Source organism: uncultured Thiodictyon sp. (assembly GCF_903946935.1).
Lineage (GTDB): Bacteria > Pseudomonadota > Gammaproteobacteria > Chromatiales > Chromatiaceae > Thiodictyon.
This window is the reverse complement of sequence record NZ_CAJAXH010000318.1, coordinates 20,970-43,921: the sequence shown is the minus strand read 5'-3', so window position 1 is coordinate 43,921 and position 22,952 is coordinate 20,970. Positions and strand designations below refer to the sequence as shown.

The 22,952-nt window shown below is 66.6% G+C and carries 17 protein-coding genes; 8 read left to right on the top strand and 9 right to left on the bottom strand.

Annotated elements, in window-relative coordinates:
• Positions 1 to 404 precede the first annotated feature (404 nt).
• Together QZX93_RS27105 and QZX93_RS27100 are read left to right on the top strand one after the other, a co-directional pair.
• Entirely contained in the window at positions 405 to 569 is a 165-nt protein-coding gene (locus QZX93_RS27105) for a conjugal transfer protein TraF (RefSeq protein WP_295383995.1), read from the top strand.
• A gap of 54 nt (positions 570 to 623) precedes the next feature.
• Positions 624 to 824 (top strand): hypothetical protein, encoded by a 201-nt coding sequence (locus QZX93_RS27100; RefSeq protein ID WP_295383993.1) that lies wholly within the window; start codon positions 624 to 626, stop codon positions 822 to 824.
• Between the two features lie 114 nt (positions 825 to 938).
• Here QZX93_RS27100 and QZX93_RS27095 read toward each other — a convergent pair whose 3' ends face one another.
• The 3 genes from QZX93_RS27095 to QZX93_RS27085 form a co-directional block, all read right to left on the bottom strand.
• Complete coding sequence (locus tag QZX93_RS27095; RefSeq protein ID WP_295383992.1) at positions 939 to 1,169, bottom strand: hypothetical protein; 231 nt, start codon at positions 1,167 to 1,169, stop codon at positions 939 to 941.
• Positions 1,147 to 1,431 (bottom strand): DUF4351 domain-containing protein, encoded by a 285-nt coding sequence (locus QZX93_RS27090; protein ID WP_295383991.1) that lies wholly within the window; start codon positions 1,429 to 1,431, stop codon positions 1,147 to 1,149. Before QZX93_RS27090 ends, QZX93_RS27095 begins: the two co-directional genes overlap by 23 nt.
• Positions 1,432 to 1,594: 163 nt before the next feature.
• The gene (locus tag QZX93_RS27085; RefSeq protein WP_295383990.1) at positions 1,595 to 3,349 is read right to left on the bottom strand and encodes an autotransporter assembly complex family protein; all 1,755 of its coding nucleotides are present in this window, start codon (positions 3,347 to 3,349) and stop codon (positions 1,595 to 1,597) included.
• 187 nt (positions 3,350 to 3,536) lie between these two features.
• Here QZX93_RS27085 and QZX93_RS27080 point away from each other — a divergent pair, with 187 nt between their 5' ends.
• Together QZX93_RS27080 and QZX93_RS27075 are read left to right on the top strand one after the other, a co-directional pair.
• A complete protein-coding gene (locus QZX93_RS27080) occupies positions 3,537 to 6,635 on the top strand; it encodes a hypothetical protein (RefSeq protein ID WP_295383989.1) in 3,099 nt (1,032 codons plus the stop codon).
• Positions 6,632 to 7,486 carry a hypothetical protein gene (locus tag QZX93_RS27075; protein ID WP_295383988.1) on the top strand — a complete coding sequence of 285 codons (855 nt, stop codon included), beginning with the start codon at positions 6,632 to 6,634 and terminating at the stop codon, positions 7,484 to 7,486. Before QZX93_RS27080 ends, QZX93_RS27075 begins: the two co-directional genes overlap by 4 nt.
• Positions 7,487 to 7,907: 421 nt before the next feature.
• Here the strand turns inward: QZX93_RS27075 and QZX93_RS27070 are convergent, their stop codons facing one another.
• Positions 7,908 to 9,200, bottom strand: coding sequence for a DUF4147 domain-containing protein (locus QZX93_RS27070; RefSeq protein WP_295383987.1), 1,293 nt, complete (start codon positions 9,198 to 9,200; stop codon positions 7,908 to 7,910).
• A gap of 256 nt (positions 9,201 to 9,456) precedes the next feature.
• Between QZX93_RS27070 and QZX93_RS27065 the strand changes: the two genes are divergently transcribed.
• Positions 9,457 to 9,669: a hypothetical protein gene (locus QZX93_RS27065; protein WP_295383986.1), complete on the top strand. Its 213-nt coding sequence runs from the start codon at positions 9,457 to 9,459 to the stop codon at positions 9,667 to 9,669.
• A 27-nt stretch (positions 9,670 to 9,696) separates the two neighbouring features.
• On the opposite strand, the gene tsaB is transcribed toward QZX93_RS27065, so the two are convergent.
• Both tsaB and QZX93_RS27055 read right to left on the bottom strand, forming a co-directional pair.
• Positions 9,697 to 10,395 (bottom strand): tRNA (adenosine(37)-N6)-threonylcarbamoyltransferase complex dimerization subunit type 1 TsaB, encoded by a 699-nt coding sequence (tsaB, locus tag QZX93_RS27060; protein ID WP_295383985.1) that lies wholly within the window; start codon positions 10,393 to 10,395, stop codon positions 9,697 to 9,699.
• A gap of 29 nt (positions 10,396 to 10,424) precedes the next feature.
• Complete coding sequence (locus QZX93_RS27055; protein ID WP_295383984.1) at positions 10,425 to 12,476, bottom strand: EAL domain-containing protein; 2,052 nt, start codon at positions 12,474 to 12,476, stop codon at positions 10,425 to 10,427.
• Between the two features lie 211 nt (positions 12,477 to 12,687).
• Between QZX93_RS27055 and QZX93_RS27050 the strand changes: the two genes are divergently transcribed.
• Positions 12,688 to 13,296, top strand: a complete 609-nt coding sequence (locus QZX93_RS27050) for a hypothetical protein (protein ID WP_295383983.1) — start codon at positions 12,688 to 12,690, stop codon at positions 13,294 to 13,296.
• On the opposite strand, the gene epmA is transcribed toward QZX93_RS27050, so the two are convergent.
• Positions 13,293 to 14,276 carry an EF-P lysine aminoacylase EpmA gene (gene epmA / locus QZX93_RS27045; protein WP_295383982.1) on the bottom strand — a complete coding sequence of 328 codons (984 nt, stop codon included), beginning with the start codon at positions 14,274 to 14,276 and terminating at the stop codon, positions 13,293 to 13,295. The genes QZX93_RS27050 and epmA overlap by 4 nt on opposite strands.
• Positions 14,273 to 14,842, bottom strand: coding sequence for an elongation factor P (efp, locus tag QZX93_RS27040; RefSeq protein ID WP_295383981.1), 570 nt, complete (start codon positions 14,840 to 14,842; stop codon positions 14,273 to 14,275). The genes epmA and efp overlap by 4 nt, the downstream gene beginning before the upstream one ends.
• 34 nt (positions 14,843 to 14,876) lie before the next feature.
• Here efp and epmB point away from each other — a divergent pair, with 34 nt between their 5' ends.
• Both epmB and QZX93_RS27030 read left to right on the top strand, forming a co-directional pair.
• Positions 14,877 to 15,899 carry an EF-P beta-lysylation protein EpmB gene (gene epmB / locus QZX93_RS27035; protein WP_295383980.1) on the top strand — a complete coding sequence of 341 codons (1,023 nt, stop codon included), beginning with the start codon at positions 14,877 to 14,879 and terminating at the stop codon, positions 15,897 to 15,899.
• Positions 15,900 to 16,021: 122 nt separating this feature from the next.
• The gene (locus tag QZX93_RS27030; RefSeq protein ID WP_295383979.1) at positions 16,022 to 18,112 is read left to right on the top strand and encodes a bifunctional diguanylate cyclase/phosphodiesterase; all 2,091 of its coding nucleotides are present in this window, start codon (positions 16,022 to 16,024) and stop codon (positions 18,110 to 18,112) included.
• A gap of 35 nt (positions 18,113 to 18,147) precedes the next feature.
• On the opposite strand, the gene QZX93_RS27025 is transcribed toward QZX93_RS27030, so the two are convergent.
• Positions 18,148 to 22,920 carry a PilC/PilY family type IV pilus protein gene (locus QZX93_RS27025; RefSeq protein WP_295383978.1) on the bottom strand — a complete coding sequence of 1,591 codons (4,773 nt, stop codon included), beginning with the start codon at positions 22,918 to 22,920 and terminating at the stop codon, positions 18,148 to 18,150.
• Positions 22,921 to 22,952: the final 32 nt, after the last annotated feature.

Here is a 22,952-nt window from a genome sequence, read left to right as displayed (position 1 = left end):
TCCCGCGACACCGTCGCCGCCACCATCCAGCGCCTGGCACGCAACGTCCGCCTGGTGTTCGACTACCTGGGCATGACCGAAAATTCCCGCCGTCGGCGGGGACGGCCAGCCACGGCGGGCTAGAACGGATTTGCCGTGGGAACTGCCCCCCTGGCGACACCAAGAACTGATCCGGCCCCGTTTGGTTTCTTGGACCTGAGTGTTGTGCGATAGCTTCCTTATCTATCTTGGCCAGGCGCCTGACTCGTCGCTCAAGGCGTACACATCAAGGCGCGCAATTCACAACCAACTCGTCGCTGAACTGCCCCACCTCTTTTTCCTTGAGGACATACACAGCGGTATAACGGCGCAACTCCGGCTTGGTGGGATCGCGCAAGGGCCGGTTGTCGATGTAGGGCGAATCGCTGTGGTTCTTTTTCCGTTCCGATTGCCCCTACTGCGAGGCGCACGCACCCCTGCTGCAACTCTTAGGAGTTGATGTTCAACTCCAAGGGCTTCGTCAACGACGTCGCAGATGCCTTCGATGTCGCCCACAAGTCCAAGACCTCCTTGATCGCCGATCCCCATAGGTCGCCGATCTGCTGTGGGGCAGCCGCGCCAATGAGGCGACCGGGACCGGGGCCGTGGACAGCAATCATGTGGTGTTGCGCTACCGCTGCGACGCCCGGGGCGAAAATCAGTGTCTGGCGCCGACGCCGATCTCGGATACGGCACTCATCGGACTGATCCAGTACACGAAAAAGGTCTTGGTGGGGGATCCGCAGAGCGGGCAGGACGCAGCGCCCGCCCGCCTTGCTCCAGGCGCGGATGGCGTCCTTCGGTAGGGGCGCAGTTCGAGTCCGGCGGGCGGGGCTAAGGTGGCGCCGGGGCCGGGCTCGCGGATTTGGTTGGGGTCGGTCGGAGAAGACGCCGGTCTTGGCGTGAAAGAGTCCGCGGGCTTAGGCACCCTGGGCCGTGATCCGCAGCGCCAGTTTGATCTCCAGCAGTCCGGCGGCAGCGAACCAAGCCAGTGCGTTGAGCCGGTCCTTGACCAGCGCGTCTTCGATCTCGGCCAGGCTGCGGGCGGCAATGGTACGCAGGACCGCGGCGGGGGTGTCGCGGGCGCGTTCCAGGGACGGAGTTCCGATGGTCTTGCCAGGGGCTGGCTCAGTGCCGACGCAGCCAGGCATCCAGGTCGGTCACGGCGGTGAAGTCCAGCAGCGCCTCGCCGAGGGCTTCGATGCGTTCCAGCGGCAAGGGGACGATGCGCTCCTCGACTTCCGGAGGCAGGGAGCCGAAGCGGCGGCGGAGCAACTTTTGGACTAGGGCGAAGGCTTCCACATGCCTGCCTTCCTCGCGGCCTTCCTCACGGCCTTCCTCACGGCCAATTTCGCGGCCTTCCAAGTGGCCCCGCTGGTATCCGATGCGTTCGACAGAGGTGACGTAAGGCATGGTTTTATTACACTCCAGGGTCGTGAGTTCCTGCCAGAGTTTGTTTTCTAGCGCTGGGGGTAGGCGCATCATCCAGTCGATGACGGCGAAGAGGTCGATGATCCGCTGCCGGTCCCAGTCCCGTTCGTAGAGTAGCCGGGCGAGGCGCCATTTTGCCGCATATTCACAAATCCGGCCCGATGACGAAATGCAGCCGGGCCGGCGGGAGGCCCCAGGTGCTGGGACCCTGACCCGTGGTGAGGGCAAAGGCCAGGTCGAGGCGGATCTGGCCGATCGGCGAGCGCCAGCGCACGCCCAGCCCCACGCTCTGATTGAAGACCTCCGGGTAGGCCGGATCGAATGCATTGCCGAAGTCGGTGAAGACGGCAGCGCTCCAGTTGCCCTTGATCTCGCGCTCCAGCTCCAGGCTGCCGACAGCGAGATAACGCCCCCCGACGGTCTGGTCGTTGAGCGGATTGTTGGGGCCCAATGCATCGAAACCCCAACCCCGGATCGAGCTATCGCCGCCGGCATAGAAGCGGCGGCTGGCCGGCAGGTCGTTCACACTGGCGGCCCAGGTGGCACCCAGGTCGGCGCGGGTGAGTACGCGATACTTTTTCGAGACCCGCTCGATCCATTTGAAGTCGAGCAGACCGGACAAATAGGAGTTCGGTGAGACAATCCCCCCCACGGCCCCCAATACGGTGAATTTGATGCGATAGCCATCGGTGGTATAGACCGGGTCGTCCGATACCGTCTTGGCCCAGGAGACGTTGGGTACGAGCTCATTGACCGCGGGCTGTGTCACCCCGTTGATCTCATAGTTCTCGTAGCGGTAGTCGACCCCCAGATCGCGCCGCCAGCGGTCCCCGATGACGATGGATTGACCAAAGTGGATCAAGGCAATCGAGCCCTTTTGGGTGCTGTTATCGTAATGGGAGAAGCTCGGGTTGATACGGAAATAGTCGCGGCGCGGATCGCGAATGGGTATACGATAGTCGAAGTCGAAGCGTGAAAGACCCGGGGACAGGCTCAGTAAGGTATGAAACTTGTCGCCACTGGGGGTCAGATAGCGGCGATGCCAGTCCAGGCTGAGGCGTGGGCCGATATCGGTCGCGAAACCTGCGCCCACCCGAAATTTGTTGGCCTTATTGCGGCTCGCGATCACCTCGATGGGCACCACCTGACTCTTGCCGGTGAGGTCCTTATGGGGTTGGATCACGACCTGACTATAATATTCGGTCGCCAGCAGCCGCGATTGCAGGCTCACCAATCGGTCCGGATTGTAGACCTCGCCCGGTTTGATGCGCACAAAGCGCCGCAACAGGCCCTCGTTCAGCAGGTCCTGGGTAAAACTCACCGGGCCGAAGAAATAGAGTGGGCCGGTCTCCAGCACCAGGTTGACCACTGCCCCATTGCTGACTGGGTCCACCAGGACCTGATGCTCCAGCAGTTGGTAGTCCAGGTATCCATGGGAAGAGGCGGCGTAGCGCAGGTCGGACTTGGCCTGTTCATAGCGACTATGCAGCAGCACATCCCCCACCTTCATGGGAAACTCTTTGGGAAAGGCCGGGTTTTCGGCCCCGGGGCCGACAATCCGATAGTTGACGGCGGCGATCCTGGCCGGCGGCCCGGGATCGACCCCATAGGTGGCGACCCAGGCCCCGCGGCGGTCGGTGGGCGCCGTGAGGCTATCCTTAACCGCGACACGATAGAGTCCGAAGGGGGTCAAGGCCTCGCGGATCTGCTCGGGGGCGAGCCGATGCAAGACCTGCATCCGCGCCCCGCTGAGGGCCGCGTCGTTGCGCTCCTGATAGATGGCGAGCAGGGCCAGTACGTTGGCCTTTTGCTCCCCCTCCAAGCCTTTGACCTCCACCTCCAGTTTGAGGGCCGCGGCCGGCGACGCGCTCAACAGCAGACCGATCAGCCACAGTGACAACCAGCGCCAGCGTGGGCCTGGCCGGCGCACACAAGGCCGGGATCGGGAGCCCGCGGCCCCCGGCCCTGAGCCGCTTGCAACCCCACACTGATTCACCGCCGGCCTCACAAATGCACGCTACTGTTTTCCGCCTGAGACAGTCGCGCTATCGTAGCAGAAGCAACCGACAATTCTGCCCGGAGCATCCGTGATTCCACCCAGTTACTCAATCTGCCGCGGCCAGGCCGATCAAGGCATCGGCGAGGCGGGCGCGCCGATCAAGCGCGGCGAGCAGTACCTGGCGGCGGATGCACCCTTGCTGGCCGACCCTGAGCTGCTGCGCACCATCCGCCAGTGGCTAACCCTGGATGCCAGCCCCGGCGACTATGGCCGACTCCAGGAGCGGCTGACTGGCTGGTCCTGCTTCCCCGCCGGCCCCTATTATTTCGTGGTGCGGCTCACCGCCGCGGGCAAGTATGACCGGCGCGACGCCTATTTCGCCCACGCGCGCGCCTGGCCGCTCACCGCCTGTACCGGCGGCTTCGATCCAGGCCTCTATCTGGGCCAGGATGCGGCCTTTCTGAGTCAGGCAGGGCCGGACGGCGGCGCGCACCTCGACCCGACACCCCCGAGCGGCCTGGCGCCCACCCTGGCGGACAAGGACTTGGCGATCAGCCTCATCGCCCACCTGTTCCACGGGATGGCGACCGGCTGGCCGGTGATCCTGGGCGTGCCGCTCACGCAGTTCGTCACCGGGTCGCCACTGGCGCAGATCGTCGCCTTCGCCCGCGGCGCACTCCCGCAGCGGCTGCGGCGCCGCTGTCGGGTGCGGTGCTTCAGCCGCGCCCCCGACTCCTTTCTGGGGGCGGGTGCGACGGCGGACCTCCTGGTGATTCCCCAGGAGCTGTGCGGAGCGGCCCTGAGCGCGGTGAAACGCCATGCCGTGCTGCTCGACGCCAGCGGCGAGCGCCGCGACGGACCCGCACCGGCGGCCGGCTTGAGCGACTATGCCCGCGCCGTCATCGAGGGCGCGCAACGCTTCCCGACCCATCTCACCGCGTTCGGCGAGCGCTTCGATCGGCTCTGGGCCGACCCCGGCGACCTGCCCGGGCCGGAGCTCACCGACTGGGTCACCCTCACCTATAACCTGGCCGTCGCGCTGGCCGGCACCGCGGCCCACTGCGGCAGCCTGTTCGCCAACTTCCTGCTCGCCCAGGCGCGCGCCAACCCGCAGGTCCCCTGGGCGGCCCTGATCCCCCCGCCGGACTGGGCACGCTTCCCACCGGACCATTTGATTCGCTTCATCCTGCGCGCGGACGAGGACCTCAGCGCGGGCGAGCGCCGGCTCCAGGACGCACTCATCGCCGCCTTCCAGCAACGCGGCGCGACGCTCGATGCCGGGCTCTCCGCCTGGTGGAATCCGAGCGACGGGGCCAAGCGCCGCCGCCTGTTGGAGTTGTGCGAGCGCTCCCCGCCGCTGCTCTGCGCGACCCGCTCGGCCGCCCTGACCGGTCCCCTCGCCATCGCGGACCTGGCGGCCACGGGCGGCCCGCTGGCCGGCGCGTTGCGGGCGGAGTATCAAGCCGGAACGCTCGGTATACGCCAAGGCGAGGCAGCGTTCTTACTCGACTGGCTGGACCAGCCGGGCCTGTTCGAGCTCTTGCTGGAGGCGGGCGCGGCCGGTGTGCTGACGCCCCCCTGGCAGTGCGGGGACCTGGCGGCGCTGAACGTACCCCAGGCCACGACGCTGGCGCGGCAGTTACTTCGCCACCCGCCGGCCCTGGCCGACCAGGCGCCCCAACTGTTCGCCCGACTGGGGGCCGCACCGGCGGGCCTGGAGGCCATCGCGCAGGACCTGGAAGGGGCGCTCGGGCGGCTCGATCCGGCCACCCATCCGCTGCTCTATCTCGACCTCGCGGCGCCCTTGGCACGGACCAGGCCGCAGGAGGCCGGGGCGTTGCGGGCGCGCTTCTGGTCGGCGACCGCGGGGCTCGCCAAGGTCCCCGATCCGGCGGGGCTCTTGGCCCAATTGCTCGCCGGGCGCTGGGACCTCCTGGACGCCGACGCGCTGTTCGATGCCCAGGGCTGCCTGCACGTGCGACCCACCCCGCCGCTTGCCGCCCTGCTATTGCAGCAGGAGGCGATCGGCCGGCGGCTGCTGGGGCGCGACCTGATCGCGCTCGGGGCCCTGTTGCCCGAGGGCGCGGGGGCGGCCATCGCCGCCTACCAGCGGCGGCTCCAAACCCTGATGGAGCAGACCCCGCAGCAGACCACGGCGCAACTGCTCCAGGCCGGCGCCTGGTTGGCCTGGCGACGGCACGCCGCACCGACCCTGGACGCCCCGACCCGGCACCGACTCGCCCTCGCCTGGATCGCCAGCCCGGCACTCACGCCCCTGCGCGAGGACCAGGCCAGGGGCCGCCCGCCGCAGTGGCGGTTAGAGCGGCCGCATGGCCCGCAGGATGCCCTGCATGAGCCCCTGGTGGATGTCACCCGGGAGACCTGGCGCCAGATACTGGCGGACCTGGATACACTCACTGCGGACGAGGTCCGCCTGCTGACCCAGCCGGACACCCACTGGCCCTGGGTCCATCCCTTCCAGGCCGACCAGGTCCAGGACCTGGCCGCGCATTGCGCCGACCCCGACGACCGGGCGCTGCTGGTGGCGCAGCTCGCGCCGCCCGGGGCCTGGGTCGGGGAGGTCATCGCCGCGCTGTCCGGCGGGTCGGCGCAGAGCCCGGTGCTGGCGCAACTGGGCCAGCAGCTGCGGGACGCGGCGAGCGGGGGCGAGCGCCGCGCCGACGCACACCCACTGGTCGCGCTCTGGCGGGCGATCAGCCAGTTACCCGCGCCGCGGCGCGACCGCACCAGCCCACTCATCGCGCACGGCTGGCACACCCTCCAGCAGGTGCTCGCCAGCGACAGCGCCGGTTATGACTGGACGGCACGCGCGGATGACCGGCCCATCCTGCCCCTGTTGCAGGTCGCCGTCATCCTCCAACCCGAGCGCCAGGCCGGCACCCTGGCGCACTGGCTGATGTATCACCCGCACTGCGCCGCACTGCGCCGCGACCCGCGCTGGTGGGAGGGACTGCTCGGCAGCGTGCTGGAGCAAACGGCGCCGCCCGCCCGCCCCGGGCCAGGCGGCCCACTCGCGGAGGCGACCCGGCAGGCGGCGCTCGGCCTGATCGACGCCGAGCGCGACGCCCTGCCCGCGGCCGAATCGGCCGCACTCGCCGGGGCCTGGCGCACCCAGGCCATTGAGCGTATCTGGCCCCAACCGACGAACGGAGCAGCGGATCGATGAACGAACGGCTCGCCTTTTTCTGCAACCGCGACACCGCATCCTGCCACCTGTATACCTGGACGCACACCGACGGGGGCGGCGAGACGCTCTATCAGGTGTACTGCCGGGGCGCGCTGCACCGAGCGGCGACGGACGCCCTGGCCATCGAGATCGAAACCATCCGCCCCTGGATCGACGCGGCCGACGGGGGACTCATCGCCGAAACCCGACTGGTCGGCGCCGCCCTGCAACTGCGCGTCGAGACCATCCCCGCCCCGGGGTACGACCCGGCCACCGAGCTGCTGGTCTTGCGCCCGGGCCAGGAGCCGGCACGCCAACCGCTCGGACCCGACCCCCTCGACTTGGCCCCCGGCGCCTTCGTCCTGCTCCCCGCCACCCGCGCCGACCAGTCCAATCTAGCGGCATTGGTGGAGCATCTGGATCGACTGCCGGGCGACTATCGCGCACTCCTGCTCAATGTGCTGCGCCGCCCTGGTATCGAAGGCGCCCTATGGCGGCTGGAGGGCCGGCTCGATCGACTCACAGCAACGGGCGTCGACTCCGGTACCGAACCGCAGCGAACACCTCCGGCGCCCGCCGCGGCGCGCTGGCACTGGCTGTTGGCGGGGTTACTGATCCTGAACCTGCTCACCACCCTCGCTGCCGCCTGGTGGACCAAACCGTCGCCGGACACCCCCGCGCCCGCGCCCAGCGACTGCGGTGCGCGCAGACTACCCCCGGCGCCGGATTGGTCAGGGTGCGGGCCGCCATGGTTCTGCCAAACACCCCTGGCCCCGGGATGGCTCAAACCCCGGGACGGGACATGGCCGAGGACGCTTGAGATCGACACATTGAAGCCCAAAGCGAAGTAGCAACTTCACGCCGCACAACCTGGCGCCTTCAGGAAGCGTTCAACTTGCTCCTGCTAGGCTCCGCAGCCTGTCGATGCTTTTCAACCCGGGAGAATCCCATGGCGACTCAACTTCGTCCGACCAGTCTGCAAGCACTCCGCATCGCGGAGCATGTCTATCTCCAACGGATCGAAAACGCGAGCGACCTGCCGGCCGGTCTCTCCGGCCAGGTCTCCCCCTCCTGGCTGATCTATGCCGCATTCACGCGCGTCGGGGCCTTATTGCTTAGAATCCAGCGGACGTCCACTCGCATTCCCGACACAGGAAGCGGCAACCGCAGCGATCCACAGTATCCGGGCGGATGTCGAACCCGACGTGCGCAGCGATCTTTCGTTCCTGCGCTAGCCCGAATGGCTCACGCAAACGGAGCGCTAACGGGTGCTCAAAGCCGCGGCATCTTGAGCCCCAGCACCAGGTCCATGACATTGGTTCCGGTCGGCCCGGTAGCGATCAGGTCGGCGCTGGCGGCCAGCAGGCGGCCACTGTCGGCGCGGGCCAGACAGTCCGCGCCGGTGAGACCCGCGCGGGCTGCGCGCGCCAGGGTCCAGCCGTCGACCAGGGCACCGGCATCCTCGCCGGGGCCGTCGCTGCCGTCGGTGCCGGCGGCGAGCAGCCAGCAATCGTCGTGACCGGCCAGCTCCAGCGCCGCCGCCAGGGCCAGGTGTTGATTGCGCCCGCCACGTCCCGGCGCCGGTGGGAGGCGCACCGTCGTCTCGCCCCCCCAGACCTGAACCCCGGGTACCCCGTCGCACACCTGGCGGGCCAGTTCACCCCCGCGCTGGGCGGCGTCGCCGTCGAGCAACGCCGGGTGGACCATCGCCGGGAGTCCGGCCGCCCGCGCCGCCGCGGCGGCGGCGGACTTGGCCAGCCCGAGCGTCGCGACCAATTCGATGGGCGGCCCCGGACGCGGTGCGGCCGCGCGTTGGGCGAGCCCCAGCTCGACCCAGGTGCGCAGCCAGGGCGGCAGGTCGAGCCCGGCCAGTGCCACGGCGAGCGCCGCCGTCGACGCCGGGACCAGGAGGCCGGAGCCGATCAGTCCCGGGTCATCCGCGGGTACGTCGGAGATCGCGAGCACCCGCCGCGGCGTCGGCGGCAGGGCCGCCAGCAGTCCGCCGCCCTTGATGCGCGAGACCGCCGTGCGGACCCGATTCATCGGCCCGATCGGCAGGCCGCTCGCCAGCAGCCAGCGGTTGAGCCGCTCCAGTTGCGCCAATCCCAGCCCGGCCACCGGCACCTCGACCAGGCTGGAGGCACCGCCGGAGATCAGGAACAGGAGCCGCGCCCCCGGCGGGGTGCGCGCCAGGGCCGCGAGCAAGTGCTCGCCAGCGGCGAGGCTGGCCCCGGTGGGCAGTGGATGACCGCCGATCCGGCAGTCGACGCCGTGGGCGACGAAGGGCCGCAGGTCCGGCGGCAAGGTCTTCTCGATCGCGAGCCCACCCAGACACCGCGACCCCAGGCAATCCAGTGCGCCCAGTGTCATGGCGGCGGCGGCCTTGCCGACGGCGATCACCCACCAGGGGCCGGCCATGTCCCCAGTCACCAGTGCCCGGCGCACCGCCGCCCGCCCGTCCACCGCCTGGAGGGCCGCGGCATAGATCCGCTCCAACTGGCGGCGTGGCCCCGGTCCACGATCAGGCAACCACAGTTCCTCGGCGCACGGCGGGCGTGGGGTCATGGATTGATGATCGACAATGCACTATCTCCCAATTCCGCTATGCTTTCCGGCCAAAAACACTGAATGACTCCGCCGTCGCTTGATGGACGCATTGAGTCTTTTCTGTAAAGATTTTCCAGATAATGATAAGATCAATAGTTAGCATTGCCTTTCCTGCGATGCCAGGGACCCAGGCGACCCACCCGCAACCACCGAGTCGACCATGAAGCTTTGTTCTAAGTGCAATAACTCTCCCCTGCCATTCATTGTGGTGGGGATGATCGCAACGATCAGCGCATTCCTGACGTGGCTTACCCTGGGACTCTCGATTCCCGAGGTAGGCCCGCGGGCAGGGGCCAGCGCCCTGGCCTTCGCGGTGGTCGGCGGCCTCCTGCTGACCTATATCCTGAGTTGTCTCAAGCGCCATTGTCACCATCAGGACGATCATGCGCATGACGGCGCTATCCACCGGGTGCCCGCCCAACCCTGAGACCGTCGTCGGCAGCGATCGTTGCGCTTAGATCGGGGTGCCGACCCGGGCCGCCGGGTACGTCACTCGCTCGCGCAGATAGACCGGTCGCGCCAGTTCCGCCGCCACCGCACGCCCCGCCGCCAACTCGGCCGCCGCGATCGGGGCCAGGTCGCGGGCCTCGCAGAGCGCCGGCGCGCAGACGCCCTGCAGCCGGCTCCCGATGCGCTGCGCGAGGGTCTCGCGATGGGCCGCCCAGCCGGGACCTACCCCGTACCAGCCGTCGCCCGGGGGTATCTGGACCGCGCCGGGCGGCGCGACCGACTCCGCGCCGACGCACCTCATCACGGCGTCCGCGTCGACCTCGTAGGCACCCCAGTAAACCTCGCCCATCCGCGCATCCAGTGCGGCAAGCACCCGGCGTCGGCCGCTGCGGCGCAACGCGCCCTGAGCCAGCGCGGCCAGGGTAGAGACCGGGACCGTCGGCCGTCCCGCCCCGAAGGCGACTCCCTGGGCCACCGCCACCGCAATCCGCACACCGGTAAAGGACCCGGGCCCGCGCCCAAAGGCAATGGCGTCCAGTGCCCCCAGCGCGATCCCGGCGGACGCGAGCAGTGACTGCATCATTGGCAGGATCAGCTGCGCGTGTCCGCGCGGGGCGAGTTCCAGGCGTTGCTCAATCGCACCATCGAGGTACAGGGCGGCAGAGCAGGCGTCGCCGCTGGTATCGAGTGCAAGCAGCTTCATGGGGAAGCCCGTGGCGGCCGACGGCCCACCTAGCCGAGCACCTCTTCATGGAATTGGAAGTTCAGGGTTTCCTCGGGAAACTGGATGAAGTTCCCCTGGATGAAATCCACTCCGCTGGACCAGACGCGCCCGATGGCCTCCGGGTCTTCGATGCCCGCCGCGATCACCTGCGGCCCGTGGCCATGCATGCGCCCGACCAGCCCATTGAGGCGCGCCCCCGACTCCCGGTCGACCAGTTCACGCGCCAGTTTGACAAAGCCGATGCGCAGACGAGAGATCAGCTCGATGGTCTCCTTGGTGTCGGTGACACCGGCCAGACAGATCTCGATGCCCAACCTGGCTAGTTCAGGGAACAGCAACCGCGCCTGGCCCTCGTCGGCCAGAATATCCCGGGCGTTGAATTCCAGCACCGGGCGCTGACGAATCAGGTGCAGGCGCACGATCTCGTCGCGTAACCACGCAAGCCAGCCAGGTTCAGCCAAGCTGGCGGCCGTCTGGTGGATCATCAGACGGGTCCGCCGGCCGGTGTCGCGTTCCGCCCGCAGGGTCGCGAGTGCGCCCGCCAGCACCCAGCGATCCAGGGCCGGCAGCAGACCGTGCTCGGCGGCCACCGGCAGGAAGGTCAGGGGCGGCATAATCTCGCCATGCGGCGTGCGCAGCCGCAGCAGCACTTCATAGCGTTCATGGGTGCTCGTGCGCAGCGAAACGATGGGCTGGTAGACCAACCGAAACCCCGATCCATTCAACGCACGCTGCAACAGTTCCAGGATGGGGGCACCGGCCGCCGCCGGCCGCCGCCCGCCGGAATCGCGATGGACCCGATTGCCCCCCGCCTTGCGCGCCTGCTCGCCAGCGGCCTCGGCCCGTGAGATCAGGGTCAAGGCGTTATCCAGCGGGGGCGTGAAGAAACCCATCCCGATGCTCAACGACACCTGACCGATCCTAGCCGGCAGGGGCATTGCCTTGGCACTCTTGCAGATGAGATTGGCCACTTCAATCAGTTCGGCATCGCCGGCGCAGTGTAGCCAGGCATAGCACCCGTCCTCACACAGTGAGCCACCCAGCAGAGCGCCGCCCGCCTGGCGACAGACCAGCTCGAACACCAGGCTCAACACCTGATCGCGCCCCGCCGCGTCCAATGCCGCCAGTGCCGCCGAATCGTCTGGCCGAACGAACAGGACGGCCTGGCCGACCGCTGGGACCGCATGATTGAGGATGGCCTGATCGAGGCGCTTGATCAGTTGGGTCTGGCTGAGCAACTGAGGCACCTTCGCACCGTCGCTCGCCCGGGGTCTGTCGGCGGGGGCGTCCGCCACGCTGGCGAGCCGCCCGCGCACCGCGGCCAGCAACTGCTCGGCCGCCACTGGCCGCGCCAGATATTCGTCACCGCCCAGGCGCAAGAGCTCGCCTTGCTGTTGCGGCGCGGCGGCCGCCGAGAGAAAGAGGATCGGCAGGTTGAAGAGTAGCGCGTGGCCGCGGATGGCGTCAGTGAGTCGTCGGCTGGCGCCCCCGGGCAGGTTGAGATCCAACAGGACCAGGTCGGTCGGCGACTGTTCCAGTGCCCGCACCACCTGCCGCGGTTCGGTCGCCTGGTCTGCCGACAGGCCGGCACCGCGCAGAATCGCCTGGATCGCGTCCCCCTCCTCGGGCAGCCCGTCCACGATCAGCACGCGTTGCCGCCGCACCGTCCGGGCGGCCACCCACTCGAGGACGCGCGCGACGATGAGCGCCGTATCGAATGGCGCCTGGAAGGTCGCGAACGCCTCGTGACAGGCCTCGACGCTACGCTCGGCGGACAGCGCCTGCCCCACCAGACACAGCAACTCGGGACGGCAACCGGTGTCCCCCTCCAGCCGATCCAGGACGCTCGACACCGTGCGTCCGACGGGTAGTCCGTCGAGCTCCACGATCAGGATGATCGCCGCATGGGCACCCGCCGCGGAGCGCAGCGCCGTGATGTTCTCGGCTGAACGCAGGTTGATCAGGTGTTCGGCCAAGCGGGTGTGCAGGGTCTCCATGAGGCTGAGGTTAGACCCAAGGAAACAGACCAGCGGATCGCTGGTGCAACTGGCGTCAGGCATGATGATCCATCTCGTGTGTTCGACCGTGGCTGGTGCTGGTGCCCTGGCCGCCGGGTCAGGTGCGAGGCAGCAATGCAGGCATGATAAGTGAGGACCGGGCGCGGCGCCAACAATGCACGCGACGTACCTTGGGCCAAGGATTCGCGCAGGCGCGGCGGGTTCGCGCCATAATACCCCAGGCCCGCTCTTGGACCCAACCGGAGGACCCTCAATGAGACACCGCACGCCGCTCAACGCGGCCCTCGCCGCCGTCCTGACCCTCGCCGCCGCGGCGCGCGCCGATCAGGTCACCGAGCAACTCGACGCCGCCCGCAAGGCCTATGACGCGGGTGATCTGCGCACCGCCGCGGACACCCTGAACTTCGCCGTCGCCGCCATCAAGGAGCGGCAGACGGCGGACCTGTTGAAATTGCTGCCGGAGCCGCTCGCCGGTTGGCAGGCCGATCCGGGACAATCACAGTCCGGCGGACTCGCCGGGATGATCACCGGCATCAATCTGACCCGGCGCTATTTTCGCGCAGACGGCGCCGAGGTGAATGTCACCGTGACGGCCGACTCCCCGCTGCTGCCGATGTTGACCATGTTCCTCTCCTCACCCTTCATGATGCAGGCGGACCCGGGCTCCAAGCCTTACACGTTCAAAGGACAGCGGGGCATCACCAAACATGCGCCGGATTCCGACGAGTATGAGGTTTCCCTGATGATCGGTAACCGCCTCCTGATTCAGGCCAAGGGCAGCGGCCTGCAGGACGCTGCCGCGGTGCAGCAGTATATCGAAGCCATGGATGTGGAGGCGATCCAGAAGGGCTTCGGGGGCTAAACCCGCTCCACCGGGAAGGCCAGCACGGCGTCGATGTGGCGCACGTGCAGGTGCGCCATCAGCAACCGATCCAGCCCCAGGGCGACCCCGGCCGACTCCGGCATCCCGGCGCTCAAGGCCGCGAGGAAGGACTCGTCCAGCGGCAGTGTAACGCGTCCCTGGCGGCGGCGGGTGTCCTGGTCCGCGTGAAAACGCGCCGCCTGCGCGGCGACATCGGTCAATTCCTGGAAGCCGTTGGCCAGTTCCACCCCATCGAGATAGAGCTCGAAGCGCTCTGCCACCACCACTTCATCGACCCGCAGCCGGGCCAGGGCCGCCTGGCTCGGCGGGTAATCCGTGAGGAAGGTGAGGCGCCCCACCCCCAAGCCGGGTTCCAGGCAGTGGGTCAGCAACAGGTCGAGCCAACCATCCCGATCCAGTTCCATGGACTCGATCCCCGTGATCCCGGCGGCCAGCGCCCGCGCGCGCAACGCCGACACCCCGGCCGCCCAGGGATCGAGCCCCAACCGCTCACGAAAGAGCCCGCGATAGGTGATGCGCTCACTCGGCAGGTCGGGACGCTCAAGCACGCAGCGCACCAGCGCGGCCACCTCGTCCATCAGCGCCTGGTAACCGCAGCCCGGTCGGTACCACTCCAGCAGGCTGAACTCAGGGTGGTGGAGACGACCCCGCTCGCCGTCACGAAAGACTTTGCAAATCTGATAGATGGGACCGAGTCCGGCGGCCAACAAACGCTTCATGGGGAATTCGGGCGAGGTCTGCAGATACAGCGGCAGTCCCCGCGGGTAGCCCGGTCCATGCCAGCACGTCACCAGGCTATCCAGCGCCGGGTCGGACCCGGCGCAGCGCGCGGCGATGGGGGTCTCGACCTCCAGGACGCCGGCGACCGCAAAGAAGCCGCGCAGGCGCGCGAGCATCGCGGCCCGCGCCCGGATCGCCTCCAGGGCGGCGCTGGGCGGCCAGTCGGGAGACGGGCTCACTCCTTGGCGCGGGAGACGTATTCGCCGGTACGGGTGTCCACCCGAACCAACTCACCGCTCTGCACGAACAGGGGGACGCGCACGACGGCACCGGTCTCCAAGGTCGCCGGCTTGCCGCCGCCACCGGAGGTATCGCCCTTGAGGCCAGGATCCGTTTGCGTGATCAGCAACACGACAAAGTTCGGCGCCTCCACGGCCAGGGGCAGACCGTTCCACAGGGTCACCTTGCACATATCCTGATCCTTGATCCACTTGGCCGCGTCGCCGACGACCGTGGCGTCGGCCGTCATCTGCTCGTAGCTGGCCGGGTCCATGAAATGCCACTGCTCGCCGTCGTTGTACAGATACTGCATGTCGGTATCATGCACGTCGGCCGCCTCCACCGTATCGCCGGACTTGAAGGTCTTCTCCACGGTCCGGCCGTTCTTGAGGTTGCGTACCCGCACCCGGTTGAAGGCCTGGCCCTTGCCGGGCTTGACGAATTCGTTCTCGACGATGTTGTACGGGTCCCCGTCCAGCATGATCTTGAGACCACTCTTGAACTCACTGGTGTTGTAGTTTGCCATGTCGCCCTCGTTAGCTGTGGAAAATTGGCCGATCATGGTAGCGCGAAGCACGGCCCAATGTCAGACCGACGCCGTGGCGCCCGCGGCGTGGCGCGCGGAGCTCAAGACGGCATTTACCCAGGTCGACCCACTGCTCGCGCTGCTGGGTCTGCGGCGGAATCAGTTTCCCGACCTGGACCCGACCCCCGGCCCCTTCCCGTTGCTGGTGCCGCGGGCGTTCGCCGCCCTGATGCGCCCGGGCGACGCCCAGGACCCGCTACTGCGCCAGGTCCTGCCGCTGCGCTGCGAGCGGATCGCCGCGCCCGAATGCGGCACCGACCCGGTGGGCGACCGTGCGGCCACCTGTACCCCGGGGCTGCTGCGCAAGTATGCGGGGCGGGCCCTGCTTATCGCCCACGGCGGCTGCGCCGTCCACTGCCGTTACTGCTTCCGTCGCCATTTCCCCTATGCCGAACTGGGGGCCTACGGCCCGCGAATCGCCACCGCCATCGCGGCGATCCGTTCAGATACCACGCTCCACGAAGTTATTTTGAGTGGCGGGGACCCCTTGATGCACAGTGACGACGCCCTGTGTACCCTCCTCGCCCAGCTCGCCGCCATCCCCCATGTGCGGCGTCTGCGCCTGCACAGCCGGTTACCCGTGGTGCTACCCTCGCGGCTCACGGCGCGGCTTGGCGAACTTCTGGGCGCGCTGCACCCCCGGCCGGTCCTCGTCATCCACGCCAACCATGCCCGGGAACTCGGCGCCACGGCGCAGACCGGATTGCGGGCGCTGGGGGGGCGCGGTGTCACCCTGCTCAACCAGAGTGTCCTGTTGCGCGGGGTCAACGACACTGCGGACGCGCTCGCGCAATTGAGCGAACGGCTGCTGGACTGCGGCGTGCTACCCTACTATCTGCACCAATTGGACCTGGTGCAAGGAGCGGCCCACTTCGCGGTGGCGGATCGCGTGGCGCTGGACCTGCTGGCGGCCCTGCGGACCCGTCTGCCGGGGTATCTGGTGCCGCGTCTGGTGCGTGAGGTGGAGGGTGCAGGCTACAAGCGACCGCTGGCTTGACCGGCGGCGCTCAACAGGCGCCGCACAGCAGTGCGTGAACAACGCGAAAATCAATATTTCCCTCGCCGCCCCGCTGCGCCGATAATGGCCCTGGACTAACAACAACGAACCCTTAACGACGTATGCCCGCTCAAGCCCAAACCGCCGTCATGCTCCTCATGGTCGCCCAGGAGAGCGAAGCTGAGCGCCTGATCACGACCGTGCGCGACGGTGGTTTGCCGGTGCGCGGCACCCACACCACACACGCAGAAGAGATCGCGGAACTGGTGGAGCAGCGCGCCTGCGACCTGATCGTCTGCTGTGCCTACGACCCGGCAGTCGAGCTGAACGCCGTGTTGGCGCGCCATCGGGAGTTGGCGGGCGATGTCCCATTGATCGTCATCGCGGACCGCGCCGGGGAGCCAAGGTCCATGATCAGGGCGATGAACAGCGGGGCTCGCGACGTCACCGACCGCAACGATACCGAGCAGCTCCAACTGGTGGTCAGCCGCGAGTTGGCGGACCTGCGGGCGCGCCGCCAACTCCTGGACCTGGCGGCACGGCTGCGCCAATGTGAAGAGCGCGCGCGAGAACTGGTCGAGAGTAGCGAGGAGGCGGTGGCCTTCATCCAGGAGGGCATGCATGTCCACGCCAACGCCGCCTATCTCAACCTGTTTCGCTTTCCCTCCGTGGATGACGCCCAGGCCGCCGCCTTGCTGGACCTGATCGAGGCCAAAGACCAATCCGTGGTCCGCAACTTCCTACGCGACCGGCAGTCGGTGCCGCCCCAGGGGCCCGCTGAACTGAGGGTACAGGGTATCAGGGCCGATGCCAGCCGCTTTGCGGCAACCCTCACTGCCGCCCCCGCCGAGGTCGATGGAGAACACTGTCTGCGCCTCATCGTGCGCGTCGCGAACCCCTCCGCTGTGGTGGTCGAGGCGGGCGGCGACAACCCGGACGATGGCCTGCCCAGCTACCTCGAGTTGATCGCGGCGATCGACTCGCTGGTGGGCCCCGAGCGCCGCGCCCACGAGCCCTTTGCCCTGTTCTATATCGCGATCCGCGAGACCTCCAAGCTGTTCCGGGAGGTTGGACTGACCCGCGGTCTGGAGTTGATAGGCAGCCTCACCGCCGCCTTGACCCGTTTGTGTGCGACCCTCGGGATGCTGGTGCGTCTGAGCGATGACAGTTACGGGCTCCTCGCCCCGGAGCTCGATGAGATCGGCGCCGAGGGTCTGGCGGAACGCATCCGCGCGCAGGTGCGCCTACCCCCGGCCGCGGGTGCCAAGTCGGAGATCGAAGGCAACTGCGACGTCGGCTATATCGTCATCGCGGGGTTGAGCCCACCCTCCGCCAACCTGCTCGACGAGGCCTTTCGTGCCTGTGGCGGCGGCGCCCCGGCGCCCGTGCGACCCACGGGGACCCCCACCGGGACCCAGAAGAGCACCTCGCTGGCCGCCCGCACCAAACAGAGCGCAGCAGACAGCGACGCGGCGATGATCGACATGGTCAAGTGGGCATTGGCGAATGATCGCTTTGTGCTCGTTTACCAGCCGATCATCAGTCTGATGGGGGACAATCAGGAGAATTACGGCGTCCTGATGCGCTTGAACGACCCCTCCGACACGCTGATCGAGGCCCGGGAGTTTATCGGTGCGGCCATCCTCAGCGGCCTGATCGAGCGCCTCGACAAATGGGCAATTCGCCATGCGATCAAGGCCTTGGGAGAGCACCGCCGGTCCGGACACCAGCTCAACTTTTTCATCAACCTGGCTGAGGATAGTTTCCGCGATCCCGGTATACTGATCTGGATCTGCGACTGTCTACGCGAGTTCGATGTCCGCGGGAATTGGCTCACCTTCGTATTCCAGGAGGCACTGGTGGATGGCAACCTGAGCAGCCTCACCCGGATCGTCGAGAGCCTGAAGACGATCAAATGTCGGATCGCGGTCAATCGCTTTGGCGCCAGCGACCACCCCCAGATGCTGTTACAGGGGCTCGCACTGGATTTCGTCCTCCTGCTCCCGGAGTTCGCCAAAGGTCTGGCTGACGACCAGAACAAACAGCAGCGCCTGGCGGTACTGGCCAATCTGTCCCGGGAATTCAACGTCAAGACCGTGGTGACCGGGGTCGAGGACGCCCGGTCACTGACCATCCTGTGGACCGCTGGAGTGGACTATGTTCAGGGCAACTTCCTGCAACGCCCCTCGCCGAACCTGGAGGTAGCCACCTAACGGCCATGGCGCCCGCACCACCCCGCAAGATGAAACTACTGGACGATTTCTCGCCAATTGGAACGGCCGGCGACCATGCCGCCGAAGTTGATCAGGGTCGAGACCAACCGCCCGCCGGTGAGCGACGACACGCCCACGCCGACGGACCCGCCCCGCCCCGCGGCGATCAAATTCGTGCCGCCCAAAACCGCGCCCACCTGGTATCCCCCGACCGGTGTGTCGCCGCTACCGATCTCCCCGCTCGCGTTGGTGTCGAACACCTGAAAGGACGGCAAACCGCCGCTGCGCCAATCGAGCGTCATCAGCCAACCCGTTCCCCCCACATTGCAGGGCTCGGTGGACGGAATGAAGGTATTGAAGAAGAGCAGTCGCCCGAGCACTCTCGGTATGGCGGTCGTGCGTTCCCCACTGGTCGGCAAATCCAGATACCAGCCCAGATAGGTGGGGGTGCATGGGGCCGCACAGTTCGCCGCCGGGTCCCCCGCGGCGACCCGCCAGTCGATCGGATGTTGGCTGGGGATACGGTAATTCCCGCCGGGCAAGGCCACCTCGGTTACCCTTTGTTCGAGCAGATCGAGTCCGCGGGAGCTGACCGTCGTGGTGCCATCGTGTTTGTCCCAGATGCCGTAGAAGGTCTGGACTGCGGTGCCGGTCGTGTCGGAGCGCTCCAGAAACTTGCCGGTCCCAAAGAGGATCAACTGCCCAGTCGTCAGTGCGGTGACCTCCGGTGGTGAAATGATTGGCTGGGGCACCGCCGCGCTATCCCTCGCCCTAAACAATGGCGCGCCGCCGAATGCCACCTTCCAGGTCGTCGGGCTCCCGGTCACGCTCGGGTCGCTCGCGTTGTACCCGATCAGAAATTTCCACAAATTGCCCTGCAGGTCTCCGGCATAGACGGTGTCGGTATAACCGTCGCCATTGGTATCGACCGGGACCGGGGTGGAAAGACCATTGTTGCCGTCGGTCGCCGGGGCCACCGGGGCCGCGGCCACCAGCTTCACGAAGTCACCGAAGCTCCAGGCCCCGTCGACGCCGGCATTAATGAATAGCACATAGAGCGCCGCCTTGCCGGTCACGCTGTTATAACCATTCCCCAAGACCGCCGCCCAACGGCTATTGGTGCAGGGACTACCGGCGTCGGTACAGAGTCGCACAATCTGCTTCGCCTGTTTCGTGAGCGTACTCACGGGCGGCAGATTAAAGACGTAGCCCATGTCGACATCATCGAACTCCCACAGCGCGGTACGCGCCGGGGCGACACCGCTTTCGCTGAAGGTCGCGGGATCGGAGACATCCAGCGCATAGTACCCCTTGCCGCCCCCAGCCAAGCCCCCGATCAATACGGTACGCCAGTCAAAGCTGGCAGGTGAATCATCCAGGTCGACATCCGCCAGCAGCGGCGAGCCATCGACAAAATACCAGTGGTTCTTGTTATACGTCTGGGCGGTCAGACGACTGAGGTTAGGCAAGACCGCGGTGGGGATATAGGCCAACACCTCTTTGCCGGCGGTGGCGGTGGGTACTCCATCCGGATGACTCGCATCGACCGCCAGCGAGACATCGAAGCCATGCAACATGCCATCGTTGGCCCCCACATAGACCACCGGTGTGCGGCCGCTCCTGGCCGCCCGGAATGCGCCGTACCCGGGATAGTCCTGTTCCGCGTACCCCGCCTGAGGGGCACCTGAATACCAAGGACTGGAATGAACGATATCGCCCAGCTTGAAATGGACGGGCTGCCCCGATTGGGTGGTGCGGCGCTGACGAAACTTGCTCGCGCTACAGGCCCCGTTGGTAAAGGTCCCATTAGGCCCCTCCCGCGCATCGCTACCGCGCACATAATTGACCCGATCCAAGCCACAACCGTCGGTAACCCCGTTGACGTCCACATCGAGCAAGGCCAGCTGGGCGGCCGTCAAGCTGTCCGCCACAAAGGGAACACCACCAGCGCTCCCTCGGGTAATGATCGTGCGACCACTCATGGGATCCTGGGCGTTGAGCTTGACGGCCGCATCCCATTCCGGGATCGCCGCCAGTACGCCATTGGTATCGATCCGGTAAGACAGTAGCTGGCCGCTCCAGTCCGCGCTGGAAAATTTCCCCTGAAATATCCGTCCAGCGATCTGAAGATTGCTCGAGTTAGTGGCTACCGAGGCGGCCGCCGCATCGGGCTGCGAGGCCGCATCGAAGATGCCCGACAGGGCCGTGGCCAGCAGTGCCGGGTTACGGATCTCATAATAGTTGTCGGGAATTCCATAGCCGGGGGTGCCCACCGCATCGCCATCCCACTCCGAGCGCACATCCGGTGCCGGGGTCCCGGCGCTTGGCGTGGACTCGGTGAACCCGCCGTACTTCGCGGCATACCAAAGCGGATTCTTCAATAGACCAGCGACGGAGGCCCCTTGGCTGAAGGTGACATTGCTGGCGGCGGTCACCCCGCTACTTGGCAAGCGCGCGCCGACATTGAAGTTCTGACCACCCTGCCGCAGAATGGGGTAGAAGGGCCCATCGTTGGTGCTCCCCGAGACGATATAGCCGAAGGTGAGTGCGTGGCCGGCCTGGGCCTGGGTCGCACAGGTGGCAATAACCAATTGCCCGCCGAGCACCATCCAGGGACCGATGGTAGCATACGCGCTGCCAGTACTCGGGCACAGCATCTTGAAGCGGGCGCAGGCCGTCCCGACGCAATAGCCCAATCGCGCAATGCCGTCCATATCGTAGTCATTACCCCAGGTGGAGTCCTCCCAGGTAATCGTGAAGCACTGGGCCGTGATGCCATTGCCACTGCACGTCTTGGTCTTGGCTGAGGTGTCGGTACCCACCTCATCTCTTGTTACATTGGCGTCGACGACCAGGTTGGTCATCGAACAGTTACGCCAGCCGGTCGCATTCGTGGTCCAGACACCGGTGCTCGCGTTGCTGTTTGCTTGACAGGCCGGCAGCAGGGTCACCCGACCGCCACCAACGGCCGGACTGAAGCTCGGCAGCGTCTCCGCCAGTTGGAGCGTATAGGTGTCGAATGGCTGACGTAGCGCCCAATCAGCATTGATCGGGTGCGGGCCGCCCCAGCGGGCCGCGCGTCGATCCGCATAATCGGGGCGCAGATCGATCGTCTTGGGTGCGTAGGCCAGACCGGCGATGGCGTAGCCGCCTTCAAGGCTCGGGACCTCCGGGCAGATCCCCTTGGCATGGGCCAGGTCGCTCACCGTCTTGGCGGTGCATTGATTGTTGGCGTTGGACCCGCTAGCGCCGACCAGGCTACCGATCATATAACTCCCACCATTGATGTCTTCGTGTGCCGCATCGCCCACGGTCACGGTCAGGGCCGCCGGGTCGATCAGGGTACCGCCGCTCGGCGTGAAGGACGTGAGTTGGTCGGTGTCGAACGAATTGAGCCCGGTGGACAACACCACGACACTGGAGAGCGCGCACCACTGCGTCTGCGGCAGTGGATCGGACCAGCTTACCTTGGGCAGCGACGAGAGGACGGCGGCGTCGCTGACATTGAATTCAGGCGTGGGCCCGGCGGCAGCAAAATAGCGCAGCGTCTCCAGATACATCTCGCCCAATGGGCTCCCCCAATCCACGCATTGACCGTTTGAAAAACTCAATATTCCCGGACTGTTGCAGGAATACTGGTAAGAGCCGTTGCGTCCCCCCGAGGTATACTGGAATCCCGCGATATGCTGCCGATTCAAGGTATTGACGATGCCAGCCGCGGTGGCTGCCTGGTTGATGAACTGACCGTTGCAGGCGTCGATCTCATCATTCGGATTATTGTTACCGCAGACCTCGCCGGTGGCTGGGTCGGCATTATTGTTATTGGTCATCGGCATCACATTCTTACGCAACACACCACCGGACTTATTCGCGGCGTAACTGCCGGTCATGAGACCCAGGCGGGAGCGCCGGTCGGCATCCACATCCCCATACTTCTGCAGCAATCCGATCGGCTTCAGGGTCGCGACCCCGGTGATCGGGTGGGTATAGGGCTTGCAATTGGCCTCCAACTTGTCGGCGACGCACACCTGCACCCGTGCGTCATAGGTCGCCAGTAACGCGGTGGGTTGGGTGCTGTTGCCGATATTCACCGCACACTCGGTTACCTCGGCGGCATCCCATTGCGGCCAGGCCCCCGCCGCCACCTTGATCAGCGGACTCGGCAGGGGCAACGCCATCCTCCCGGTCAGTGTGGTGCTCGCGGTGTCGGTCACGTTGCACAATGAGATCGCCGTCTGGCCGCTCACCCCGGTGAGCGACTGAATGGCCGGCATGGCGAGGGTCGGGGTGCTTGGCGGGGCGTATACCTTGGCAAATGCATGCACATCCACGGGTAAAAACTGGCGCTCCAGCACCGTCTCGTACGGTTCCCCCACGGTATCTTTCACGCGATAGCCGCCATAAAGATTTTTCCGCAGCAGGTCCATACGTGTCATGCTGCCCCAGTTGAGAAAATTGCCGCTCCAGGTGCTGCCGCCGCATTGGTGTGTGCCGCCGGCGACGGGTTCTGCAGGCTCGAACCGCGGCGGTGTTGCACTGTTATTGTAGCTATAGCACCGGTCGGCATCGAAATAGCCATCATACCTGATGGTATCGTTGTAGAGACTATCCACCAAGGCATCGTCAGTGAGGTCGGTATAGTCCGTAAAGGCCTTCATCGAGAGCTGATGGTCGCGCGAGACCACCAGCATGATGCGCGGCTCCACGGCTGCAATAAACAGCGGACTGTGCGGCAAGGTCAGGGCCGCGAGGCTCGGCAGCGACCAAGACCCAAAGAGTAAAACGAACAGGATGCGCTTGACGTTCATGGCAAGATCCTCGCTATTGGCGAGCGCACGCA